The organism is Providencia sp. PROV174, from assembly GCF_028480685.1.
Classification (GTDB): domain Bacteria; phylum Pseudomonadota; class Gammaproteobacteria; order Enterobacterales; family Enterobacteriaceae; genus Providencia; species Providencia rettgeri.
In genome coordinates, this window is record NZ_JAMPOT010000017.1 from 169,597 (window position 1) to 192,550 (window position 22,954).

Genomic DNA, 22,954 nt, shown 5'->3' on the forward strand with positions numbered 1-22,954 from the left:
ACTTTAGATTGTTACTTTCAAAATATTATAGGGAAAGCAATAAGTAGTAGAGATAAATATTAATCTTGATTTATTATGGAGCCGTTATGAATAACAGGAATTTTGCAACTAGAATGTCTTGCTTTTCTCTAATTAGTGCAATTGAAACAGATCTTAGAGTAGTTATCACTGGTGAGTTGCCAGATGATTATTCCAAGTTTCTACCGCCAGACGTTGTTAAGATAGCAAAAGATAGATATTTGGAGCACAATAAAGAAGTTTTTTCAAAAGATGTAGAATTATTAGAGTTATTAGACTTTATAGATTTCTCTGATTTAAGTAAAATATTACATAAAATTATAGATATTCAATCATTTTTCACGAAAGATGAATTAAAAAAAATAGCTCATAATCTAGAAAGATTAAGCGCTTGCCGAAATAGAACTTGTCACTCTAGGCCTTTAGAACCAAATGACTTTTCTAGCTTACTAGACTTTTCTAATGAGCTAAAAAATATAGGTACGGTATTTGATTGGAAAAACATTCACTTTGCATTGGAGAATCTAAATAATCCATCCTTTGCTCTATCCTTAGAAATACCTTCTTTTTGGCGCGCTAATACAAAAAACATTAGTAACAATCTTCCTTTACCCGAATTTGATGATACTGGCTTCATCGGGAGAGATAAAGATAGAAAATCAATAAATAGACTTATAAATTCAAATACAAAAATAATTTCGATCGTTGGAGAAGGTGGAATAGGCAAAACTGCCTTAGCTCAACGCTGTTTGTATGATATTTTAGAGTTGTGTGAACTGGACAATAATCAAGAACCTATTTTTGATATCATTGTTTGGGTATCATTAAAGACCAATCGGTTAACATCAAATGGCAGTGGCCAAATTAAAAATGCGATTACTACATGTAGTGGTCTATTCCAAGATATTGCACTAAATCTTTCAGGTATTAAACGCTCATCAATAGATCAGGATTTGGATGAAATACTAGAATATATGGAGCAATTCAAGGTATTACTATGTATCGACAACCTAGAAACTATCTCAAACTCGGAAGTTAGAGATTTTTTAGCTAATATCCCAAATAACTCTAAAGTACTAATAACTACAAGAATTGGACTTGGTGAAATTGAATATCGATATAAGTTAGATAAATTAGATGATAAACCATCTGTAGAGCTTATGAGGAATATGTCTAGGTTACTTAATTTATCTAAATTATACAAAAAAAAATCGGATTCATTAAGCGACCTTTGTCGAATCTTGTACAATAATCCTCTTTTAATAAAGTGGTATGTTCTTGCTGTTGCTGCAGGTAGTACCAACTCTCAATTAATTAACAAACGTGCGAGCAACTTCCAAGAAGCCCTAGCTTTTTGCTTTGAAAACCTTTATGACAGGCTTGGTGATGTTGAAAAAGAAGCTATTTCTGTAATAGCCTGTATTAGAAAACCAGTATCTGCGGTAGAGTTAAGATTTTATCTCAACGGAATAAATGATATAAAGATTGAAGAAGCACTTCATCAACTACATAATTCTAGTATGTTAATTTCATCTGAAGATCAACAATCACAAGGGGGACAAGTATATAGTCTTACAGGAGTAGCTGAAGAATATATCAATACTATTAGACCTGTCTCAAATGAGATTTATAAAAAAGTAAAAGAAAAAAGAAAAGAGCTTCAGGTAATTGTAGATCAAGCAAGCATACAAAAAAATCACTACAACTATGATTTGAATGCTATATATTGGACGTCTAAGGACGAAAAAATTTGTTCAATATATCTAAAAAAAGCTTTGAGTGATGCTAAAAATGGCAATCATGAAAGTGCCCTAGGCAATGTAGATCAAGCTAAACAACTCATGCCTAGTTTTTCTGAGTGTTATCGTATTCATAGCTTTATCCTGAAAGATTCATCTCCTTTTCTTGCCGAAGCAGAGATTGAGAAAGCTATAGATCTTAACCCTCTATCAGTAATTTCAAGATACGCATATGCACAATTCTTAATTTCTGAAGATGAATTTGAAAGAGCTAATGAACAAATTGATGAAGCCTTAAAAATCGATGGTGAAGATATAGCCTTAAAAACTTTAAAGGCATGGATCCTAACTCTTATGGGTGATTATACAAATGCGTCTTCATTATATGAAGAGCTGATCCCTTTACAGACATCCAGACATCGTAAATTTCGAATCAGTACTTATGACCAAGCAAGTTCATGCTATCGCAGAATGGCTGAGTTATTCTTAAAAGATCATGATTATTCAGAAGCTAAAAGATGTCTACAACGTTCTATAGAAATCATTGAACAAGCCGTTAATTCTAATGATTATGATCATGGAACTATCAATAAGCTGATAGATGTATTAGAAAGTGCCTTTATTTTTAGCAATAAAGCTACAGATAAAACAGTCTTAGAGGATGTAATTTCCTTTATTGAAGCAAATAATATTTCATTAGATGTACGTTCAATCCAAGCATTGCGAAAAGGGCTTGAAATCTTCATCAAAACCTGTGATTCAGTTACAGAACAAAAAATTGACAAAATACTCAACTATCTAATACTCGGTACTAAAGAAACATCATTTAAGAGAATTTTTGGAACAATTGATAATGTCATAACTAATGATAGAGGCGTTTCTTACGGTTTTTTAATTGATATTGATAATACCCGATATTTTTTCCCAAGAAGTGAGCTAAGTCCTCAAAATCTCCTAGATGGAGAAGAATCCATATTAAATGTGACCTTCATTCCTGGCGAGAATGCAAAAGGAAAATGTGCATTTAGTATTAGAGAAAGACATTAGCAAATGTTTAAAACTATTAATATGTAATATCTTTCATTAATGTGTGATTCAGTCAATTATTAATAACTGACTGAATCTAACAATAAATTTTAAAATAGAGCATTTAAAATGATATTAAAATATATACCCTATAATAATACGCCAGTATGACTTCTATATGCACATCTAGTGCACGTGATTGAAGCCTATTGGGAATTTCCTTTAACAATCAATAAATTAAAAAATTACGGACTCGGGTTCAACTCCCGCCAGCCTAATTAATTGATTTATAACGAGTTTCAAACCATTTCATGTTGAAATTGTGCTGTAGGATGTACTGCATGACGACATTAAAGCTCTCCCACTACCTCTACTATCGAACCAATACATGATAGTTTCGTAAAACCATCCCGACCATTAGCCTTAATCTTCAATAGCCAATATAATCACTGGCAAGCCCTATATTCAGGAACCACGGAAACGGTCAAGGAATACATTGTCTTTTTCCAGCAGCAACTTAGGTTATTAGTCAACGCATGGCGGCAGCGTGAAATAGATGATTTTCATCTGAATATTGATAAGAGAATTGATGAACTCAGACGGGGGCTTACAAACTATTTCACCTCAATCATTAATGGAATTACCAATAGCTTGCAACTACTCAATAAATATCAATTCAGCTCCCTCACAGGAGTTGAATTCAAAGTAAACATCAATAACTATTTATTATTCAATTTTCTTAAAAGAATTAGGCTTTTTTTACCATCACACTAAATTAATTATCCTTTGCTGAAATATATAATAGTTTTCATGTTAAGCCTTGCAAACATAAAGACATGATTCATTAGGTAGAAGTCTTATACCATGCATTATTTACCTGTTCGGCAATAATATTTATCGTTTTTACCTGATAGGGAGCACAACTAACTACATCGACCGAATCTAAATCAAATATTGCGATGTTATAGCCCTCATCTCCGAAATGGCTTTTATATGCTATTGCATCATACCCAGCACTGCGAAAAAGCTCAGCCAGTATTTGAGTCGGTGCGTAATTAGCCTTATCATCCGACCGCGTAACTGGCGTTGAAAATGCGTTATCAATATCAGTCCAAACAGCTTTCTCTTTCTGTTGTGCTGTAAGCTCTTTTCCACCGAGTATATAACTAAAAATAGGCCCAGAAAGTGAGGGCTTACCATGACCAAGCGAAAGATCGAGTACCCTCAATGGAGATAAAAGTTTGCATGTTGCTAAAGATACATTAGCACCGCCCCAAGGCCGCACTTCAGAAATCGCAGTCCTTACTGTTGTACCTACATATAGCACTGGAATGCCTGAGGGATTTGCACGCCCTTCTTTGGCTCTATCAACCAAAGGCTTCATACGAGAAGCTCTAAAACCTAACATATCCTCTTCGATCCAGTTGCCATCATTATCGGTCCTATCACAAATATCTATACCAAGCTGAGCCCTGTAAAAAATGCTCCCCCTCTTTCAACTCACGATCTCGTCCCTTGATTGTAGCTAGAACAGTATCAAGGAATACATTCTGCTCTTTACTTAAGATGTAACGGCTGGTCTTGCGAACATAGTCTGCGAATTGTGAATAACTGTCCTAACAAGCAAACTCAGACTGATGAATTAAATTCTTCTTACTAACAGCCATATACGAACCCGCTAAACAAAATTTCTGTTTGTAAATTTCTCAGTCTAATACATATTATTGATTCTGTTAAATCCCCTGTCTATTCAATTGATGTGAAACACAAATAACCGACTCATTTAACATTAATAGCTTCAGTAACCAACACTGTAAAGCTAATCACAAGGAATAAATACTATTGGAATATCAATATTCTTTGCCTATCAAAACCATGGTTACTTGCAAAACTAAGATATTCATTTAATAACTCTGGTGGCATAGTTGGAGTACGTGATAGCACCCATAGATAACCTTTATTAGGTCCAACAACTAATGAATATTGATAGTTATCATCTAGCTTAATAATATTATAGCCGCCGTAAAAGGGCCCAAAGAATGAAACCTTTAAAGCCCCAGTATCCGAGGATTCAACAAAGTAAGCTTTCCCTATACTCTCTTTCCATTTTTTGCTTTCAGAATTCCATCCTCTATTCACTACTTTTACACCTCCGTCATTACGAAGAGAATAGTTAGCAGAGACTTTACTTAATCCTTTTTCAAATCGATTATCTATTCTCGCTACTTCATGCCATTCGCCAAGGTAACGTGATAAATCAAACTTCTCAACAGGTGATATATCTTTTGGCACTTTAACGCTACATCCGTTAAGTAGAAGCATACTTAAAAACATAAAAATTGACTTCACTCGCATGGTAACTCCGTTGAATATTTATCGATGAGATACTATCCTACAAAAAATTTGTGACGTTACCTAACCAATTAGGTAAGGCTATTGATGATAATAACAAAAGAAAACCAAATAATAAGTATTGAAAAACATAAAGCATACGGATAAATAGCTCTTTTAATATCATAGAGTATACCCTTTATTGCTAATGTAGATTGATCGCCCAAAATAAGTACTAACACTTAAAATATAGCAGCTCATTTTCATTTGTCAGGTATCACTAACTACGGCAATTCCACATAAAAATGAGGGTTTAACCCCAATCTTACTGCTGTATACAGCTAGAAATAGTCATCGAATTGTTCTGCTATAATTAAAAATGATCTTTTGAAACTTATAACTTCAAACTTTAAAGGAAGACAATATGTTAAAAAAAATCACTTTCCTCATCTGCTCATTAGTTGTTGCTTTCACATTAACTGCCTGTAATACCACTAAAGGTGTTGGTGAAGATATAGAAGCAGGAGGAGAAGCAATACAAAGAGCAGCCCAGTAAACATTAATGCTCTTATTTCAAATGCTAGAGGGTATATTTATTTTGAATCCTCTAGTATTTTCTTATTCATTTAACGAGACTCCAATTTGTATTTTCTTTTCCGTATTTGCTTACACTTTATTCATGTAAAACATTTATAAATATGTCTATGCTGATAGTGTGTTCTAAACTATTGTATCAGTTTATTTTGCCTCGATATTTGGGGCTTTTCTTTGCTTTTCAATTTTTTTATAAACAAAGGCCATCAGCTATTAACTGAAGGCCTAAGAAACTACAAAAAATCAGATTTTAATAATGCCACTTTCAAAATATAACTATATTAATTTTAAAATACACTTTCTAACATAATGGTTTTTCCAAAAAATCATTATCATCAAGTATCCATAATGGCTCCATATTACTATCTTTTTTGATAACTAATGATGGGTCTGAACGTAAACATGCTCCACCATAGTGACCTCCGACAGTAAATGTGCAGACTTGAATAAAACGCCCTGCAACGTTTGGCAAGCACCATAATTGTTGGTAAATATTTTCCTGTTTATCGAATTGGCCAGAAGTCTCATCTAAAATCGTGTCGCACTCACCTATCAAACCGATATTGTCACCACAGCGGCCTGCTATTGGCTTTATTGCATAACCACTCGAGCGTAACTCGTCACTGATATCAAAACTTGTATTCAAAAGATAGGGATGATAGGGAAATAACGACCAAAGAATAGGTAATATCGCTTTATTACTTGGAATGACTGTCCATAAAGGCTCAAAGACACGAATCTCAGGCTTTAATAATACATCAACTAGTCTGACGTCATTATATTCTGAGTGTCCGGTACGAATTTGTAGCGCTGAATGCTCATAGTCTTTCTCACATTCCTGCCGAATTTGCTCAAGAGCAGTTTCCCACGCCCATGTTTTCCAAACACACTCTAATATACGGCCATCACTATCAACGACTTGACCTGTTTCATTCCAAAATAATTCGTCTAAACCATGAATAATTTTATAATCGAATCCCGCTTCAGTAATTGCATGCGCCATGTATTGCGAATGATAATCTTCTTCACTATCTACATCCTGCATAATATGAATAAACGGTTTAGCTGAAGAATGTTCCCATGTACTAGAAAGTAATTCAGTTAAGTAACCACTTGGGTTTTTGCCATCTTTCAGCTGCCCTACTTTTGCCCACTTATCAATAATTACCCCTGCCTCTGTATGACAAGAAGCTGAATCCGCATTATATTCATAGACTTTTAACCCTCGCTCATCCAAACAAAAGTCTAATCTTCCTGTGATCATATCATGACGCCGATTCTTCCAGGATAAACGTATGCGAGGCCAAAGAATTTCTGGAATATTAAAAAGTTTCAATAAGTTATCACTCTTTAATACTTTTTCTGTCGCATGCAGATACATAAGATGAACTTCATTGGTTGCTTGTATAAGTTTATTTTCAGCGGTACTAGATATTGTAAAATATTCATGAAGAGCGCTATTTAGCGCGCGACCTTGTCTAGCTTGAATATATTTATTTTCTATGGGATTTGAGCTATTCAACCATTCGTTATTATAGTCAATCTTATTATCTATTTTAGCAGCATGAATCTTTAGCAACTCAGGATTAGTATACGGGCCTGAATAAGCATGCTCATCACTATCTGTTTGTATCATCCATCCCAAAATTTTAGTGTTTGGGAAAGTATCTGATAGTGTATATCTTCCTTTATCTCTTTTCAGAGACAATTCTCTTGTCCACTGCTGGCCTATGGGCAATTTATGGTGAATGACATTTTGCTCAGCGATACGAACTTTATCATCATAAACCTTGGTGATAATTGCTATATGGCCTGTTTTATTAAACTCCCCCCCCTCATCCCAAATTAACAATGACCCCGCAGCAGGCTTAACAGGACTCCCATTAACAAAAGCTTTTAACGGTAAAATGTCATCATCAACTACGTGTCGTAGAAAGCGCAGAGAAAATACTTCATAGGCCATACCAACATCACTAAAAACAGTACCGTAATTGAGGTATAAAAAACGGCGAGCAAACTCAACGCATTGCCATTTATAGCCCATATATTCATTGCCAATATAACTTCGAAAAGAAATATCTTTTTTATTTTCCACATTAGGCAATGAATCATAATCTGATGAGTATATTGCTACGCCTCCTGGAGCATATCCGAGTAAAGTTCCAAAAGGTTCGTATTCACTACTTAATAACCCCATGTTATAGCTCCATCTTAATAATAAATACATGCTAGCCATAACTATCAGTGTACGCCTATAAAATATGAAAAATCCATTTTTTTGATATAAGAAACTTATCAATAGTTAGTTAAATAAAAGCAACCTGTTAGCACAAAAAAGCTCCCAAGAGAGATCGCCATTTATAGCAACAGTTCCGATGCTCCCTTCTGTGGGTTCTTAGTGTTTTAAATATGTCTGCTATATACCGGGTGAAAAGTGGTTTGATTACTATCTTTACAAAACAATGAGTTCTTTTATTTTCACTTTCAAAAAATGACCTATTTAGCGGTATAACTATTTACAAGAGTTACCCTCAGTTAAATAGACCATCCCTTTTAAGCCCCAATCTAGGGGCTATTTTTTTGCCTTTAAAAAGCCTCTGTTTTCTTAAAAGCTCGCTGTTGTTGTCTTACACAGCCATCAATTTAAAATATTTGGAAATACTTTTGCGTATTTTGAAATACCAACTATATTTAAGGCGATATTTAATTGTATAAAGCAACATATTTAGCCCAACGCTGTGTGGGCTTTTTTTATCCATACAATTTCTGGTACTATAACTTTTAAGGCTCTCACCATTACAGAATCAAGATAAAATCACGTTTTCAAAATATGAACCTTATACACAACCTCCCGATCACAACCATACTTATCGTTACCTCCCTATTTCTTTGCGTTGTATTTATTCTTATTAGTGATAACTATCAAGCAGACGTGACAACTCTATTCTTTAAAGCTTTTATATATCTACTTGCAGCTATCTCCTTCTTAAACTTACTTTTTTTAATTAGAACTTTCATTGGCTGGAACTAATGTAAGCACTCCGTTCTAATGTAATCTTGCAAATACAAAGTTTGTTTTTCGTTCTCAACTATCATTTTTCTGAGACGCCAATAATCTTGTTCAGCTGCTTCACTAAGTCGTGCGGAGCTTTCATTGCCTCCGCTTTCGAAGGTATTCGCTTCGGGTTTTGGACATTTGGCGTTGACGTACACGCGCTTAGTACCATTACTAACATCATTGCGAAGCTTATCAATTTCAGCTTTTGCATTTGAGAGATCCATTGTGTGAGTTTTGTCGAGTTCGTGAAGTGAGTTAATACGTTTTTGGTAATCCTCATTAATTTTGACCTGCTCTGTCAACTCAACGAGTAGTCCGGCATTTTTGGTATTTAACTCACCTATCCTCTCGTGTTGTTTCCACATTCCCCATATGGCCACCCACGCAGCGATATATAACAATGCACTGACTGTATTCATGGTATCCACTATATAGATAATTAAAAGTTAACTTGCCGACTTTTGTAGTGTTCTATAACTTTCTGGCGCGTTTTTCTAAACTGGCTTTATCAATACCGCATGTATTGTCAGTGAGTCTGTTGGCGCCAAATACAATCATTGATATCGCGAGTAACATAAAGCAAATTACTACCACTATAAGTTTCCATGACATATAGCCGCCTCCGCTTCTCTGCGATTACCTCATCGTTATAGAAGATAAAGAAGCCGTACTGACCAGCTTTATTGATTACTTTGCACTTCACGCTTAACCTTTGATAGCATCAAGAATAGCCCCTTAAAAACAGGATAGACAGTATGCATAAAAACAAAGCTATATTAGTATGTTTTGTTATCGCTTTAGTAACAGCTTGTTCATCAAACACTAAACCCCAAACTAAGTCAGATACTTGCGAGATAAAAATGGATACTCCCGAAGGTAACTTGCCTGGGAAAATAGAGCAGTCCAGTGGAAATAGTCCCGAATGTAAAGCGATTGAAAGAGCTATAGATAAAGCTATCTAACATATGAATTAGACAGAAGCTAGTAAGCGAGTTTTCATTGCAGAAAAGCCCCAATCATGGGGCTCATTAAAAATTTACAGCTATTTATTGATAATGGTTACTCGCTTTACATCAACTTCTAATGAAGCCCACTCTTTATCAATTTCACCATCTAAACGAACTTTTGTTTCAGGTGTCACAACCTGTCCACGCCAGCGCCTATCATCAATATCTACAGCAATTGAGCCAGTACTATCTTTAAATTCGTAAAGCTCTTTACCAATCTGTTTAACAATATGACCTTCAAGTGAAACCCATGCATCATCAGGAAGCTCTTTCGCTTGAACGACAGTTGTTACTGCTTGAGCTGTTGCAACAAACCCACCTTTTGGACCAACAGAACCATCATTCGAAACAAATCCACCAGCATGGTTATTAGCTAATACGCCAAATGAAGCTGCTGATAATACGAGCGCAATAACTGTCTTATTCATAATAATTCCTTTTGTCTGTTAATTTTTTATAGTTTATCAATTAAACCTTAACAGAATCTTAAGGCAAATAATTAACATTTTAGATCGGTTATTGCACATAGCAGCACATGTAACTCTGACCAATCGTGACAGAAAATCTTATGTTTATTTTAACTATAAAAAAGACCGCCTAGGCGATCTTTTATGAATAACTGATATAGCTCAGATGAAAAGTTTAACCTGACCATAAGTTTATTAAAGATTAAGAGTGAACATCACTCTCTACTCAGCGTCTTTTTCTTTAGTTAAACAATAACGCAAGTTTTGCCTAATAGCTTCAATAGACCAAATCCAAAAAGCAGTTCCAACAAACTCAGATATTAGTGCTTGATAACCAGCAGTCCAAAGCCAGCCAGACAATCCTAATAATGGTACAACTAAGCCATGAGCAAAAACAGAAACACCGATACCAAAACATATACCGTGTAATAATTTCACCTTAGGTAAGTATTCAGCGATAACACAATATATAACTGCAATAACTATCGAAAATAATATATGAACACCATTCCCGCCCCAATTAATACTATATCCCATCCAATGATAAGTCATAGTATCTATATTTAGCCCAAGCTTTTCTAACAAGACAATGGGAGGTGGGGTTGTTTCTAGCGTTCTCGGTGGAATCAAACCTTCAAAGCCAGATTTAACTAAAGCGGAAAATATACCCGCAATAATACCAACATATATTGCTATACAAATATGCCTAGAGCTTTTCTTTGTCAATTTAAATAGATCAATCATTATACATACACGCCTTATGAATAGATATTATGAATATAGTAGAGAAAAGGGCAATTGTTTATTATTAGTATAATTATTATTTTTAATGTATTGGGATGCTTGAAGCATAGTAACAAAAGATGGCTCATTAAATATAAATAAAAAATCAACGACAATAAAAAATTCAATCGATACCCCTGCTCAGATCCCTGAGTAATTGTCATAGGGTTTAGCCAGTCAGCCTTGACATGCACCAGAATGAAAAAGTAACTCCCAACTTTGCGTGTGGATTTCAAGAACGGCAGACCTACCACTTGAAATTACTTTATCGTTATAGAGAAAAATTGAAGATATATTTTTATTATTTCAATAATCCGACACATAATAGCCATCAAAAAACAACATTCAAATAATGATTATTTTGCTTTTTAAAATAATAAGTTATATTAAAATAAGCATTAGGCAAGTCTCACTAAAAACAATGAGGATATTTTATGAAAAAAATATTATTTGCTAGCATCATTGCAACATCGTTAATGACCACTTCAGCTTTCGCCGCAACAGATGCAAAACCTGTATCTCAATGGACATGCGAAGATTTCTTAGCAATCGATGATGCATTTTATCCAACAGCAATTGGTGCTGCTGAGATTATTACCCAGAAAGGTAAGGTAGAAGACCCTACTTTAGATATTAGTGGTATTGCAACATCCACTCCGTTAATTGTTGAAGCTTGCGAAAAAGCTCCCAAAGAATCATTTATTCAAAAAGTCGAAGCTCATTTGAAAAAAATGTAATCTAAAGACCCCACCCCTCTGGTGGGGTTTTCTTTTATTGTGCATAACTACACATGTAACTATGAACAATCGTAACAGCAAGTCTTATGTTTGTTTTAGGTATAAAACCTGACATTACTGACGGGTCTATAACACGTGTAATATGATATATTTATACTTCGGGATGCTATTCTTTTCAAGACTCACCGATCTGCATTAGTTCAATTTGTATCCATACTCTTCACATTGTTCAATAACACTGCGATACTTATATTCATTATCACCAACCAGAACAACTCTACGTAAGTCAATGTTACCTACAGGCTCAGGCATTGATGTGATGAAAGGGATTGTTTCTTTATTGGATTTAGCGACTAAACCGCAATATGCATCATACGGATTAGCAATCATTTTACCGAGTTTGAACTTTGCAGATATTGGTAATTTAAGGTGGTTTTTTATTAGGCTAACTACCTTTGCTTCTTCTTCCTTATTTAGACCTCTCTCTGCTGCTAAAGCACTGCTTGATACAGCCATAATTGAGATGGCTAGTACTACTGAGAATAATTTACTCATTTAATTACCCCCTCATTAAATATGAACATCAGATATCTATTTAATTTAGATAGATAATATTATTAAAGATTAAATAATGAGGCAATAAAAAACCCCGCTTAATGAATCATCCAACTTTATGGGGTCAGATCACATCGCAAGGTTTCATTCTATAAGTTAGGTGACAACGTATTCACTCTTATCACAATAACATCGAATTTACGTAGCGCACTAGTACTTTTTATGAATATATTGGATGTAAAAAAGCCCGCGATTGCAGGCCTTGAATTGGTTTTATGCGACTAGTTATAGAATGTCCATTTTCGGAAAAAAATAAGCCAGTTCCGGACAAAATGCAACACTCTATACCAGTGAGTGCAAGTATTTTTTATCGTACAGTCCAGCTACCACGTATAGGGCGAGCAAAAGATGCTAAAACTGCAATGAGACATATTTCTATAGATACAGCCCAATAAATATGTCCTAAAATCTCGCTAACTAATTCATAACCATTTAAATTCCAGAGCCAACCAACTTTACCCTCATTATATGAGGGATGACGAAATCCAAATAATGGGATCATTATTCCATGAGCAAATATTGTGATCAAAACACCATATAATACACCATAAAACATTCGAATTTTAGGCAGATAAGCTGATATAAAGACGTATACAAAAGCGAACGCAAAACTAAATAACCAATGGTATAAGGTTACAGCACCACCGACCAATGATCCCTGATAAAAATAATCAAGAGAATGAGAATTGATGCCTAACCAACTAAACCACGCATCAATATTCGCTGCTGGTGGTGATATTTCTCCTGCAACTCTCGGGGGCATATTCACTTCAGAGCCCCATTTAACTAATGAGCTAATGAAGCCACCAATAATAGTTCCCCAAACAACTATCTTTAAATTTATCTTATTACTCCACATAAATACCACCTCATGTAAATTTACAAGTTTTTATTTTTACACCAAATAACATTAAATTTACAGTTTTAAAATAATTTGAATTTAATTAATTACTAAAACTATTTAATTGTTCGACTAAATGCTTGTTCTGCCATACTTTCCTCAACAAAACACTTACTTATCAATATTTCATAGAACGACTTCCAATTTCTACGCCATGTTCTTTCATTAAGGTCAGGTACTAAATGTCTTATTGCTTTAAATGCTACAGATGACGGTACACGATTGAAGCCACGCCCAGCACAACGAGAACAATCTTTATAAACTGGTGTCACTTGTAATTCACTCTGAACTTCATCTAAGACCTTGCCCTCCCTTTACAACGACAACGGTTTATTAATTGGCTCTTACTATTACATGACTCACAAATCACTTTTTTAGTTTCCACAACATCGCGCTCTGTATTGGTATATCGCTTGGGCTGGCTCTTGGAAAATGACGGAAAAATAGCTTCCCTCGTTGAATACTTTGTTGTAGTAATTTTTTTATCAAGCATTCATTTCCCACTACATGCTGAACACTGGCAAACCGAACCTGCTGATCGAGCGTAATCCTCAAAAGTCATTTTAGACAGAACAATTAAACAGTAGCCCAATTTATTGCCAGCAGCTTTGCGAACTAATTTAGGCGCTATTTTTAGCGCATATTGAGTCAAGCCCTCCACGGTAGAAAATTTATCCTCTTCACTGACATCATTTTTAGCCAGAAAGGCTGTCATCCCAAACTTAGCTCGTGATTCGGTCATCCCGATCGCAGCCATAATATCAGTACCCGTTAAACGGTCTGGTGACGTACAACTGGCTGAGTCACTAAATGTGGGTGACTTAGGATGGAAGTTCTTTAGTGCATTTACTAATTTCATGCTGCCCGCCTATAAATCATCCCACTGAGTACGTAATGTTTTCGGACATTGAACGTTCTTTTTCCAGAATGCATCTTGGCTAACACGTTTATAGAATTGGCAAATCTCCTTGTGAGTGCGCCCGTCTTGGTTAACCATCAAGCGAACATCGTTAGCCCACTCTGTGAAATTTGGCTCTTTCGGCTCTTGCAGTCCAAGCTCTTTGAATACTTCACACTTGCGGCTAAACAGCCATTCAGCGCACTTAAGGTCATCCGCAGATCCCCATTTCTGTAAGTTAGTCCTGTAAATCACTACCTCTGGGTAACGATTTAAAAAATCAATTTTTGACTAATCGCTGGATTCGTTAGAATTCTGCGATGAAGGATTAGTTACTGATGGATCTTGTTTTGAAGTTACTGACGGATCACCCCCAGATTCTGACGGGTCAGGTTTTGAGGGAACAGATTTTGACGGGTCAAAATCTGCTAGTTGAGGAAATGCAATACGTGCCGCTGAAGCCAGCTTCTCAACATTCAGTTGATAGATATTACTGGCATTACGGTTGCCTTTACGACGCTTCTCTATAGATAACCAAATGCGGATTGGTATTAACCCTATCCACTTTCTAACTACCCTGAATCAAAACAGGTTTTCACAACACTAAAACGGATTTTATCTATTTTATACTAAATGTTATTAATTTTATCGAACACTCAACATCCAAAAAAAATAAAAATAAAATTAATTACAATAACTTACCTAACTGTAAAACTTTTGCAATATTATATGCCGCTTGTTGCACGTTCTCCGCCCCCTGCTTTAATGCCTCATCTAACGGGCTTAATCTTGGCAAAATACTGAAAAAAGCATCGATACCTTCTTGGTGTAGTGCTTCAACGCCTTTACCTAATACACCACTTAATGCAATAACAGGGACATTGTGTTTGGCCGCAACCTTGGCTATTCCTAAAGGCGCTTTCCCCCCTGCCGTTTGCCCATCCATGCTACCTTCCCCCACAATAACCAAATCGGTATCAAAGATTTCTTGCTCTAACTTCACTGCATCAATAACGATATCAATGCCGGGTTTAAGCTTAGCATTCATAAATGCAGCGGCAGCAACAGATATCCCACCAGCAGCACCTCCGCCAGATAAATGCCTAAAATCATGCCCTTTAATTTGTTGGATAAGCTCAGCAAAACGATTTAAACCTTTTTCCAATTCCAATACCATTGAAGCCGTTGCCCCTTTTTGTGGCCCGAATATCATCGCAGCACCCCGCTCTCCAACCAGAGGATTATCTACATCACAAGCCACTTCGATCATACAGTGTTGCAATTGAGGAGACAGACTTGACGTATCAATCGTTGCGATATGATTTAAAACTTCACCGCCCAAACCAAGTTTATTTTGTTGATTATCATAAAAAACAACACCTAGGGCTTGAAGCATACCGACACCACCATCAACGGTTGCGCTACCGCCAATCCCTAAGATGATTTTTTTCACCCCTTTTTCAAGCGCATCTTGAATTAGCTGACCTGTTCCGTAACTCGTCGTCAGCATTGGATTACGCTGCTCTGGACTAACTAGCATTAATCCGCTGGCCTGAGCCATTTCAATAACAGCGGTTTCGCCATTGTGTAATAAACCATAGTAAGCACTTACCATATCCCCTAATGGGCCTTTAACCTCAAGTGATACTCGCTCACCACCTGCGGCTGCAATCAATGCATCAACAGTTCCTTCACCACCATCAGCAATCGGTAAACAAAGGTATTGGGCATCAGGGAATACACTTTTAAATCCTTTAGTTATGGCATTTGCGGCACATTCTGCACTCATGCTTTCCTTGAAAGAATCAGGGGCTATGATAATTTTCATATATGGCTACCTATAGAACGGTTAAGTAATCAGTTAAATAATATTGTTAATTTCGAAAAATATTATCGGTTATCAAAATACACATTCATTTTTACAAATGCGCGCATATTACTGATAAATAGATTAGCTTATTAAATTGAGAGAATTATATTCAGCACCACTTTCTAAAAAACGTTTTAGCACTGAGTATAGCCATTAACTTCTATTCGTCATTGTATCAAAAAAAAATAATTGATAAAGATTTAATTGGAAAAATTTTCCAATTATTTTTTCATAAAAAAATCAATAATCTGCATTTAAATCAAAAATAATAAAGCATTAAAACAAACTTAAAATGAATCAAACTTCATTAAAATCAAGAAGAAATAGAGTAAATTAACTTAAATTGAACAAAACATCTCAAAAAAAATACAAAAAAAGAAATAATAAAAAACTAAATATTTTATAACGCATTGTTTATTATGTTATTTTGTCAAAAAAAGCGCTCCAGATCTATTTTTTGGAAAAATTTTTTAAATTTATATTGCATCCATCAGTTAACGGTGGCTATATTGAGTTCAAGAATTAATTCCTGGGTAGTCAATATAATTAATTAAACTGACGCTAATAACTATATATAAACCATTAGTTATTAAGTTGATGTATATATAAAAAATAATATTATTTAAAAAATTAAAACAATAACTTTATTACTTTATTAAAAATTCGATTAGTTAAATCTCTCGCTTTCAAATTTAAATTATATGCGTGGAAGGACTCATATATGAACTATTCAGAAGAAAAAGAGATTTATCGTGAACGTGGTTATACAAATGATTTATTACCTAAAACACCGGAGCAACGAACATGGAAAACATTTAACTACTTTACGCTATGGATGGGTTCCGTACACAATGTCCCAAATTATCTAATGGTTGGCGGTTTTTTTATTCTAGGCCTTTCTACTTTGAACATTATGTTTGCCATCGCACTAAGCGCAATATGCATCGCTTTCGTTATGGTAATGAATGGTGCGGCGGGGTCTAAATATGGTATCCCATTCCCGATGCTACTTCGGGCATCTTATGGAATTAAAGGCTCACTCTTTCCTGGCGTATTAAGAGGCTGTATTGCTGCTATTATGTGGTTTGGCTTACAATGCTTTACTGGTTCATTAGCGCTATTAATATTAATCGGGAAAATTTGGCCTGAATTTTTAAATATAGGCAATGGTGAAACCTATATGGGGGTTACCATTCCAGCCTTTATTGTTTTCATCATTTTCTGGGCAATGAATGTTGCCATAGGACTAGGTGGAGGCAAGGTATTAAATAAACTTACTGCCATTCTTAACCCCTGTATTTATATTTTGTTTGGTGGTATGGCAATTTGGTCAGTTTCTTTAGTGGGCATTCAACCTATTTTGGATTATATCCCAAATGGTATTAGTGAAACGCCAAGTAAAGTATTCTTTTTCTTTATCGTTATTAATAGTGTTGTCGCTGTCTGGGCAGCTCCTGCGGTAAATGCTTCTGATTTCACTCAATATTCGACTAGTTTTAAACAACAAGCCATTGGACAAACCGCTGGCCTGTTAGTGGCTTACTTGCTCTTTGCCATTAGTAGCGTATGTATTTTAGCCGGCGCCAGTATTCACTACGGCGTTGATACATGGAACGTACTTGATATTGTTCAAAAATGGGATAGTTTATATGCCTCACTCTTTGCGGTAGTCGTTATTCTGATGGCGACAATTTCCACCAACGCTGCTGGTAATATTATTCCTGCAGGATACCAAATTGCTGCACTGTACCCATCCAAACTCACTTATCGTCACGGCGTTATTATTGCCAGCGTTATCAGCGTATTAATCATGCCTTGGAAACTAATTGAGAATCAGGACAGTATTTATACTTTCTTGGATATTATTGGCGGTATTTTAGGTCCAGTTATTGGTGTCATGCTATCGCATTATTTCATCGTAATGCGTACAAATATTAATTTAGATGTCTTATATACCCGTGCAGGCGATTATAAATTCTATGAGCACGGATTTAATATTACCGCTTTCGTTGTCACTGTTATTGCAGTTATTTTCTCCCTTGGTGGAAAATTCATCCCTGTATTAGAGCCTATATCACGAGTGTCTTGGTTTGCTGGCGTCATATTGGCCTTTGTTCTCTACTCTTTATTCAAAAAAGACACCACTAAGGTGGTTGAAAATAAAGTAAAAGCTACGAATGATTCAGATATCGGCATAAAAAACCCAATGTAATCTGAATTAAATACCCTATTCAGCCCGTTTTAATATATTGAAAACACGCTGAACAGTAATGTTAATAAATGAAATTATAATCTTATCTAAGGAATACCCTATGTCATACGATTTAATCATTAAAAACGGTACTGTCATTCTTGAAAACGAAGCAATTAAAACAGATGTCGCGGTAAAAAATGGCAAAATTGCCGCTATTGGCTCTGGTTTATCTGGTGCAAAAGAAGAAATAAACGCCGAAGGCCTAGTCGTTTCACCAGGTATGGTTGACTCTCATGCCCACATTTCGGAACCAGGAAGAACACATTGGGAAGGCTATGAAACAGGGACGCGTTCAGCAGCAAAAGGTGGCATCACAACTATCATCGAAATGCCATTAAATCAGCTACCTGCAACCGTTGACCGTGAAAGTATTCAAATAAAATTCGACGCTGCCGCAGGTAAACTGTCAGTAGATGCAGCCCAATTTGGCGGTTTAGTCTCTTATAATCTCGAGAGACTGCACGAGCTAGATGAAGTGGGTGTTGTTGGCTTCAAATGCTTTGTTGCCACCTGTGGTGACAAAACTATTGATAATGACTTCCGTGATGTTGATGACTTTCAGTTTTTACGTGGTGCAGAAATTATCAGTAAATTTAACGACTCTCGTGTATTAGTTCACTGTGAAAATGCATCAATCTGTGATGAATTAGGTCGAGAAGCTGAAGCTCAAGGACGCATAACTGCTCACGACTATGTAGCCTCGCGCCCTGTATATACTGAAATTGAGGCAATTCGCCGCGTGCTATATCTGGCAAAAGTGGCTAATTGCCCAATACATATTTGCCATATCAGTAGCCCTGAAGGCGTTGCTGAAGTGACTAAGGCACGTAATGAAGGACAGGATGTTACCTCAGAATCTTGCCCTCACTATTTTGCCTTAACAACTAATCAGTTTGAAAAAATTGGTAATTTAGCAAAATGCTCACCACCGATTCGTGATGAAGCGAACCAAGAAGGCATGTGGGAAAAACTGTTTAATGGTGAAATCGACTGTTTAGGTTCTGACCACTCACCATGCCCACCAGATATGAAAGCGGGTCATGTATTCAAAGCTTGGGGTGGAATTGCAGGGATGCAAAGCTGTGTTGACTTGATGTTTGATGAAGCAGTGCAAAAACGTGGAATGGAACTCCCATTATTTGCCAAATTAATGGCAACTAATGCAGCTAAGATCTTCGGCCTTAAGCATAAAGGCTCCATTACCGTTGGTAAAGATGCAGATTTCGTGTTCATCAAGCCAAACTCACCTTATGAATTAAAAGCTCAAGATTTAGAGTATCGCCATAAAGTCAGCCCTTATGTAGGGCGCAAAATAGGTGCACAAGTTGCACGCACTATTTTACGCGGAGAAACTATCTACGATATTAATACTGGTGTTCGTGAAACGCCTATCGGGCAATTTATTTTAAAACACCAACAGTAATATGATGTAAATAATACAGCACACTCTTTACTGGGTGTGCTGTATTGTTATTTATAACAGGATGTAATTTATGTTTAGTTTGAACAAAGATAATATGTTATCAGGCTTGCAATGGTTCTTTTTTATTTTCTGTAATACAGTCGTTATACCTCCTACATTACAATCTGCATTTCATCTGAGCAATGCCGCCACTTACACAATTACCCAGTATGCTTTTTTAGCCACATCACTGGCTTGCTTAATTCAAGCTATTTTCGGACACAAGCGCTCTATCATGGAAGGTCCTGCGGGGCTGTGGTGGGGAACGATTTTATCTGTTGCATTTGCAGAGTCTGCTCAAGGAACACCATTAGAGGTTATTGGTGGTAGTTTTGCAGTGGGAATTGCCATTGCAGGGATCATCACTGTCATTATCGGTTTGAGTGGAGCAGGAAAGTATTTGGCTCTGCTATTTTCGCCTGGTGTGATGGCAGTATTCATGCTGTTACTCGGCGCTAACTTAATTACTATTTTTTTAAAAGGTATGTTGGGCTTACCTTTTAGTGCCACAACAGATATTGTCCATATTAATTTCAATACATTCTTGTTAGCTTTATTTATCATGGTATTGATCATTGGAATTATTGTCTTACTCCCTCGTCATATTAATAAATATGCTGTACTGATTGGCTCAATATTGGGTTGGTTATTATTTTCAGTTATCTTTCGAAGTGGCTCAACAGGCGTGAGTGGCATTGGCTGGCAGCTATTCCCTCTCGGAAAAATTGAAACTATCAATTATGGTATTGTCACAACCTGTGTTATTGCCTCACTACTAAATACGTCCAATACGTTTGGCGCGATTAAGGGAACAGATTTATTTCATCCAGATTCGCCAGCAACGCCAGCCATGTATCGTCGTAGTTTTATTAGTTCTGGTGCGCTCACTTTTGCCTGTTCACCACTAGGAATTGTGCCTTTCGCGCCATTTGTTTCTTCAATAGGGCTCATTACTCAAACCAACGATTTTAGTAAAAAGCCCTTTATTATTGGTAGTTTGTTATTCTTTGTTATTAGTTTCGTTCCCGTTTTGTCAGGGTTCTTTTCTACCTTTCCTTTAGTGATCAGTAGTACCGTGATGATGGTCACTTACTTACCTCTGCTTTGGTCTTCTTTGTTATTTATTCGTATTTTAGATTTAAACCCGCGCAATATTTATCGGCTTGCTTTGCCTATTTTTATTGGCATATTTTTGATGAGTGTTCCTCCAACTTACATGCAAGATATTCCATTGATAGTAAGGCCTATCATCACAAATGGGTTATTAATGGGAATTATTATTTCTATTATTCTTGAAAATATATTTAAGTGGGATGCTATAAAATAGAAAAGATAAATAAGTAAGATTTTATAGAGGTAATATGCATTAATTATATTACCTCTTTTTTATTCACTTAATGCTATGCAAAAAAAAAGCCCCAGATACATGGGGCAAATAAACGACTAGTTAAACTGCTTACTACTTACATTTACACTTAAAACATGAGGATCATTACATTCAAACAATTAGACTAAGTATTAGTCTCCTAATTTATGGTTAGCCATAATTTCAATTGCCTTGATTAAGGCTGAATGGTCATTATCTTGACCGCCATGTGCGGCACATAAATTGAAGAGTTCCTGACAGGTCGCGGTATTCGGTAAGCTCATCGATAATGCCTTCGCACCCTGTAAAGCAAGATTTAAGTCTTTTTGATGTAAAGAGATCCTAAATCCTGGGTCAAATATGCGTTTTACCATGCGCTCGCCATGAACTTCAAGGATACGCGAGGATGCAAATCCGCCCATTAATGCTTCACGAACGCGTGCAGGATTGGCCCCTGCTTTTGACGCAAAAACTAATGCTTCAGAAACAGCTTCAATGGTTAATGCAACGATAATTTGGTTGGCAACCTTACAGGTTTGCCCATCCCCATTTCCGCCCACCAAACTGATATTTTTACCCATTAATTCAAATAGCGGTTTTACCTTAGCAAAAGTCGAGTCTTCACCACCCACCATAATGCTTAATGTGCCTTGCTTAGCGCCAACTTCACCACCGGAAACCGGTGCATCTAAATACTGGCCACCTAATTCATTGACTTTTCTAGCGTATTCTTTGGTTTCAATCGGGGATATGGAGCTCATATCCACAATGATTTTGCCTTTCAACGCTGTAGATGCACAGCCGTTCTCACCAAATAGTACCTCCCCAACGTGAGGGGTATCTGGCACCATAACAAAGATAACATCAGCGTTTTCAGTCACTTCTTTAGCTGATGAAAATGTCTTTGCCCCTTCATCTGTAAGATAAGCCGGAATTTGCCCACGAGTATTTACAGCTAGCTCATGACCACCCTTTAATAAGTTAGCAGCCATTGGGCCACCCATAATTCCTAAACCGATAAAGCCTAATTTCATGATACTCTCCTAATTATAAATACGGTTTCATCCAGCCTAAACCCGCTTCTGTTGTTGTCGCAGGCTTATATTCGCAACCGATCCAGCCTGTGAAGCCCATCTGTTCTAGCTGTTTAAATAAATAGGTATAATTAATCTCACCCGTTCCTGGCTCATGACGGCCAGGGTTATCTGCGAGTTGAATGTGGCAAATATGCTTTAATAAACGTTTCATTGTCTCAGTTAGCTCACCTTCCATTCGCTGCATATGGTAAATGTCATATTGGAAGTAAATATTGGCATGACCGACACGCTTAATTACATCTTCGACCTGAGCTGATTTATTCAAATAGAAACCTGGAATATCGTATGTATTCACAGCTTCTACCAGTAAACGTATATTCTCTTTTTCTAACTGCTCAGCCGCATAACGAAGATTTGCTACGAGGGTTTCCATCGTTTTTTCTTCACTAAGAGATGAGTCTTTACGCCCCACTAAGCAGTTAATTTGTTTACAATTCAAGACGTTTGCATATTCAATTGCTTTTTTGACGCCTTCTTGAAACTCTTTTTGCCTTTCAGGCAAACAAGCAATGCCTCTTTCGCCACCATTCCAATCACCCGCTGGAAGGTTAAAAAGAACTTGAGTCAGTTTATTTTCATCTAACTCTTGCTTGATAGACTGTGCTGGAAAATCATAAGGAAACATATATTCTACGGCTTTGAAGCCATTTTTAGCCGCCAATTTAAAGCGCTGCATAAACTCTGCTTCAGTAAATAACATGGATAAGTTAGCTGCAAACTTGGTCATTTTC

Annotated in this window: 20 protein-coding genes and 1 pseudogene; 7 read left to right on the plus strand and 14 right to left on the minus strand. The window is 36.3% G+C overall.

All coding sequences use genetic code 11. From position 1 onward, the window contains the following. Positions 1-86: 86 nt before the first annotated feature. Positions 87-2,804: an NB-ARC domain-containing protein gene (locus tag PSE60_RS15455; RefSeq protein WP_272665970.1), complete on the plus strand. Its 2,718-nt coding sequence runs from the start codon at positions 87-89 to the stop codon at positions 2,802-2,804. An 823-nt stretch (positions 2,805-3,627) separates the two neighbouring features. Here the strand turns inward: PSE60_RS15455 and PSE60_RS15460 are convergent. Both PSE60_RS15460 and PSE60_RS15465 read right to left on the minus strand, forming a co-directional pair. Next, positions 3,628-4,191 (minus strand): RES family NAD+ phosphorylase, encoded by a 564-nt coding sequence (locus PSE60_RS15460; protein WP_272665971.1) that lies wholly within the window; start codon positions 4,189-4,191, stop codon positions 3,628-3,630. Positions 4,192-4,622: 431 nt separating this feature from the next. After that, positions 4,623-5,138, minus strand: coding sequence for a lipocalin family protein (locus PSE60_RS15465; RefSeq protein ID WP_272665972.1), 516 nt, complete (start codon positions 5,136-5,138; stop codon positions 4,623-4,625). A 400-nt stretch (positions 5,139-5,538) separates the two neighbouring features. Here PSE60_RS15465 and PSE60_RS15470 point away from each other — a divergent pair, with 400 nt between their 5' ends. Continuing rightward, the gene (locus PSE60_RS15470) at positions 5,539-5,670 is read left to right on the plus strand and encodes an entericidin A/B family lipoprotein (RefSeq protein WP_272665974.1); all 132 of its coding nucleotides are present in this window, start codon (positions 5,539-5,541) and stop codon (positions 5,668-5,670) included. Positions 5,671-6,009: 339 nt separating this feature from the next. Here PSE60_RS15470 and gss read toward each other — a convergent pair whose 3' ends face one another. The 3 genes from gss to PSE60_RS15485 form a co-directional block, all read right to left on the minus strand. Continuing rightward, positions 6,010-7,905 carry a bifunctional glutathionylspermidine amidase/synthase gene (gene gss, locus PSE60_RS15475; RefSeq protein WP_272665975.1) on the minus strand — a complete coding sequence of 632 codons (1,896 nt, stop codon included), beginning with the start codon at positions 7,903-7,905 and terminating at the stop codon, positions 6,010-6,012. An 830-nt stretch (positions 7,906-8,735) separates the two neighbouring features. Continuing rightward, the gene (locus tag PSE60_RS15480) at positions 8,736-9,131 is read right to left on the minus strand and encodes a lysis protein (RefSeq protein WP_231135894.1); all 396 of its coding nucleotides are present in this window, start codon (positions 9,129-9,131) and stop codon (positions 8,736-8,738) included. A gap of 106 nt (positions 9,132-9,237) precedes the next feature. Beyond that, positions 9,238-9,378, minus strand: coding sequence for a hypothetical protein (locus PSE60_RS15485; RefSeq protein ID WP_164564164.1), 141 nt, complete (start codon positions 9,376-9,378; stop codon positions 9,238-9,240). 143 nt (positions 9,379-9,521) lie between these two features. Here PSE60_RS15485 and PSE60_RS15490 point away from each other — a divergent pair, with 143 nt between their 5' ends. Beyond that, positions 9,522-9,728 carry a hypothetical protein gene (locus PSE60_RS15490; protein WP_004261484.1) on the plus strand — a complete coding sequence of 69 codons (207 nt, stop codon included), beginning with the start codon at positions 9,522-9,524 and terminating at the stop codon, positions 9,726-9,728. 80 nt (positions 9,729-9,808) lie between these two features. Here PSE60_RS15490 and PSE60_RS15495 read toward each other — a convergent pair whose 3' ends face one another. Both PSE60_RS15495 and PSE60_RS15500 read right to left on the minus strand, forming a co-directional pair. Next, positions 9,809-10,201, minus strand: coding sequence for a YgiW/YdeI family stress tolerance OB fold protein (locus PSE60_RS15495; RefSeq protein WP_004261489.1), 393 nt, complete (start codon positions 10,199-10,201; stop codon positions 9,809-9,811). A gap of 261 nt (positions 10,202-10,462) precedes the next feature. Continuing rightward, positions 10,463-10,984: a YagU family protein gene (locus PSE60_RS15500; protein ID WP_004261490.1), complete on the minus strand. Its 522-nt coding sequence runs from the start codon at positions 10,982-10,984 to the stop codon at positions 10,463-10,465. Between the two features lie 473 nt (positions 10,985-11,457). On the opposite strand from PSE60_RS15500, the gene hdeA reads away from it, so the two are divergent. Beyond that, complete coding sequence (hdeA, locus tag PSE60_RS15505; protein WP_004261494.1) at positions 11,458-11,760, plus strand: acid-activated periplasmic chaperone HdeA; 303 nt, start codon at positions 11,458-11,460, stop codon at positions 11,758-11,760. 195 nt (positions 11,761-11,955) lie between these two features. Here hdeA and PSE60_RS15510 read toward each other — a convergent pair whose 3' ends face one another. The 5 genes and pseudogenes from PSE60_RS15510 to PSE60_RS15535 form a co-directional block, all read right to left on the minus strand. Beyond that, entirely contained in the window at positions 11,956-12,315 is a 360-nt protein-coding gene (locus PSE60_RS15510; RefSeq protein WP_004261497.1) for a hypothetical protein, read from the minus strand. Positions 12,316-12,682: 367 nt separating this feature from the next. Further along, the gene (locus tag PSE60_RS15515) at positions 12,683-13,234 is read right to left on the minus strand and encodes a YagU family protein (protein ID WP_004261499.1); all 552 of its coding nucleotides are present in this window, start codon (positions 13,232-13,234) and stop codon (positions 12,683-12,685) included. Positions 13,235-13,332: 98 nt separating this feature from the next. Further along, positions 13,333-14,135, minus strand: a pseudogene (locus PSE60_RS20650) (antitermination protein Q). Between the two features lie 9 nt (positions 14,136-14,144). After that, entirely contained in the window at positions 14,145-14,429 is a 285-nt protein-coding gene (locus PSE60_RS15530) for a hypothetical protein (RefSeq protein ID WP_228367525.1), read from the minus strand. A 433-nt stretch (positions 14,430-14,862) separates the two neighbouring features. After that, positions 14,863-16,002, minus strand: coding sequence for a glycerate kinase (locus PSE60_RS15535; protein WP_004261517.1), 1,140 nt, complete (start codon positions 16,000-16,002; stop codon positions 14,863-14,865). Between the two features lie 763 nt (positions 16,003-16,765). On the opposite strand from PSE60_RS15535, the gene PSE60_RS15540 reads away from it, so the two are divergent. From PSE60_RS15540 to PSE60_RS15550, 3 genes are all read left to right on the plus strand, one after another. Further along, positions 16,766-18,256 (plus strand): allantoin transporter, encoded by a 1,491-nt coding sequence (locus PSE60_RS15540; protein ID WP_004261518.1) that lies wholly within the window; start codon positions 16,766-16,768, stop codon positions 18,254-18,256. A 100-nt stretch (positions 18,257-18,356) separates the two neighbouring features. Further along, complete coding sequence (gene allB / locus PSE60_RS15545; RefSeq protein WP_272660707.1) at positions 18,357-19,721, plus strand: allantoinase AllB; 1,365 nt, start codon at positions 18,357-18,359, stop codon at positions 19,719-19,721. A gap of 70 nt (positions 19,722-19,791) precedes the next feature. After that, complete coding sequence (locus tag PSE60_RS15550; RefSeq protein ID WP_094962125.1) at positions 19,792-21,087, plus strand: uracil/xanthine transporter; 1,296 nt, start codon at positions 19,792-19,794, stop codon at positions 21,085-21,087. 191 nt (positions 21,088-21,278) lie between these two features. Here the strand turns inward: PSE60_RS15550 and glxR are convergent, their stop codons facing one another. Further along, a complete protein-coding gene (gene glxR / locus PSE60_RS15555; protein WP_094962124.1) occupies positions 21,279-22,160 on the minus strand; it encodes a 2-hydroxy-3-oxopropionate reductase in 882 nt (293 codons plus the stop codon). Between the two features lie 13 nt (positions 22,161-22,173). Next, entirely contained in the window at positions 22,174-22,950 is a 777-nt protein-coding gene (hyi, locus tag PSE60_RS15560) for a hydroxypyruvate isomerase (protein ID WP_004261532.1), read from the minus strand. Between the last annotated feature and the right edge of the window lie 4 nt (positions 22,951-22,954).

Coding starts and splice junctions, on each gene's coding strand:
- PSE60_RS15455 (WP_272665970.1), top strand. CDS start 87: ATGAATAACAGGAATTTTGCAACTAGAATGTCTTGCTTTTCTCTAATT.
- PSE60_RS15460 (WP_272665971.1), bottom strand. CDS start 4,191: ATGTTAGGTTTTAGAGCTTCTCGTATGAAGCCTTTGGTTGATAGAGCC.
- PSE60_RS15465 (WP_272665972.1), bottom strand. CDS start 5,138: ATGCGAGTGAAGTCAATTTTTATGTTTTTAAGTATGCTTCTACTTAAC.
- PSE60_RS15470 (WP_272665974.1), top strand. CDS start 5,539: ATGTTAAAAAAAATCACTTTCCTCATCTGCTCATTAGTTGTTGCTTTC.
- gss (WP_272665975.1), bottom strand. CDS start 7,905: ATGGGGTTATTAAGTAGTGAATACGAACCTTTTGGAACTTTACTCGGA.
- PSE60_RS15480 (WP_231135894.1), bottom strand. CDS start 9,131: ATGTGGAAACAACACGAGAGGATAGGTGAGTTAAATACCAAAAATGCC.
- PSE60_RS15485 (WP_164564164.1), bottom strand. CDS start 9,378: ATGTCATGGAAACTTATAGTGGTAGTAATTTGCTTTATGTTACTCGCG.
- PSE60_RS15490 (WP_004261484.1), top strand. CDS start 9,522: ATGCATAAAAACAAAGCTATATTAGTATGTTTTGTTATCGCTTTAGTA.
- PSE60_RS15495 (WP_004261489.1), bottom strand. CDS start 10,201: ATGAATAAGACAGTTATTGCGCTCGTATTATCAGCAGCTTCATTTGGC.
- PSE60_RS15500 (WP_004261490.1), bottom strand. CDS start 10,984: ATGATTGATCTATTTAAATTGACAAAGAAAAGCTCTAGGCATATTTGT.
- hdeA (WP_004261494.1), top strand. CDS start 11,458: ATGAAAAAAATATTATTTGCTAGCATCATTGCAACATCGTTAATGACC.
- PSE60_RS15510 (WP_004261497.1), bottom strand. CDS start 12,315: ATGAGTAAATTATTCTCAGTAGTACTAGCCATCTCAATTATGGCTGTA.
- PSE60_RS15515 (WP_004261499.1), bottom strand. CDS start 13,234: ATGTGGAGTAATAAGATAAATTTAAAGATAGTTGTTTGGGGAACTATT.
- PSE60_RS15535 (WP_004261517.1), bottom strand. CDS start 16,002: ATGAAAATTATCATAGCCCCTGATTCTTTCAAGGAAAGCATGAGTGCA.
- PSE60_RS15540 (WP_004261518.1), top strand. CDS start 16,766: ATGAACTATTCAGAAGAAAAAGAGATTTATCGTGAACGTGGTTATACA.
- allB (WP_272660707.1), top strand. CDS start 18,357: ATGTCATACGATTTAATCATTAAAAACGGTACTGTCATTCTTGAAAAC.
- PSE60_RS15550 (WP_094962125.1), top strand. CDS start 19,792: ATGTTTAGTTTGAACAAAGATAATATGTTATCAGGCTTGCAATGGTTC.
- glxR (WP_094962124.1), bottom strand. CDS start 22,160: ATGAAATTAGGCTTTATCGGTTTAGGAATTATGGGTGGCCCAATGGCT.
- hyi (WP_004261532.1), bottom strand. CDS start 22,950: ATGACCAAGTTTGCAGCTAACTTATCCATGTTATTTACTGAAGCAGAG.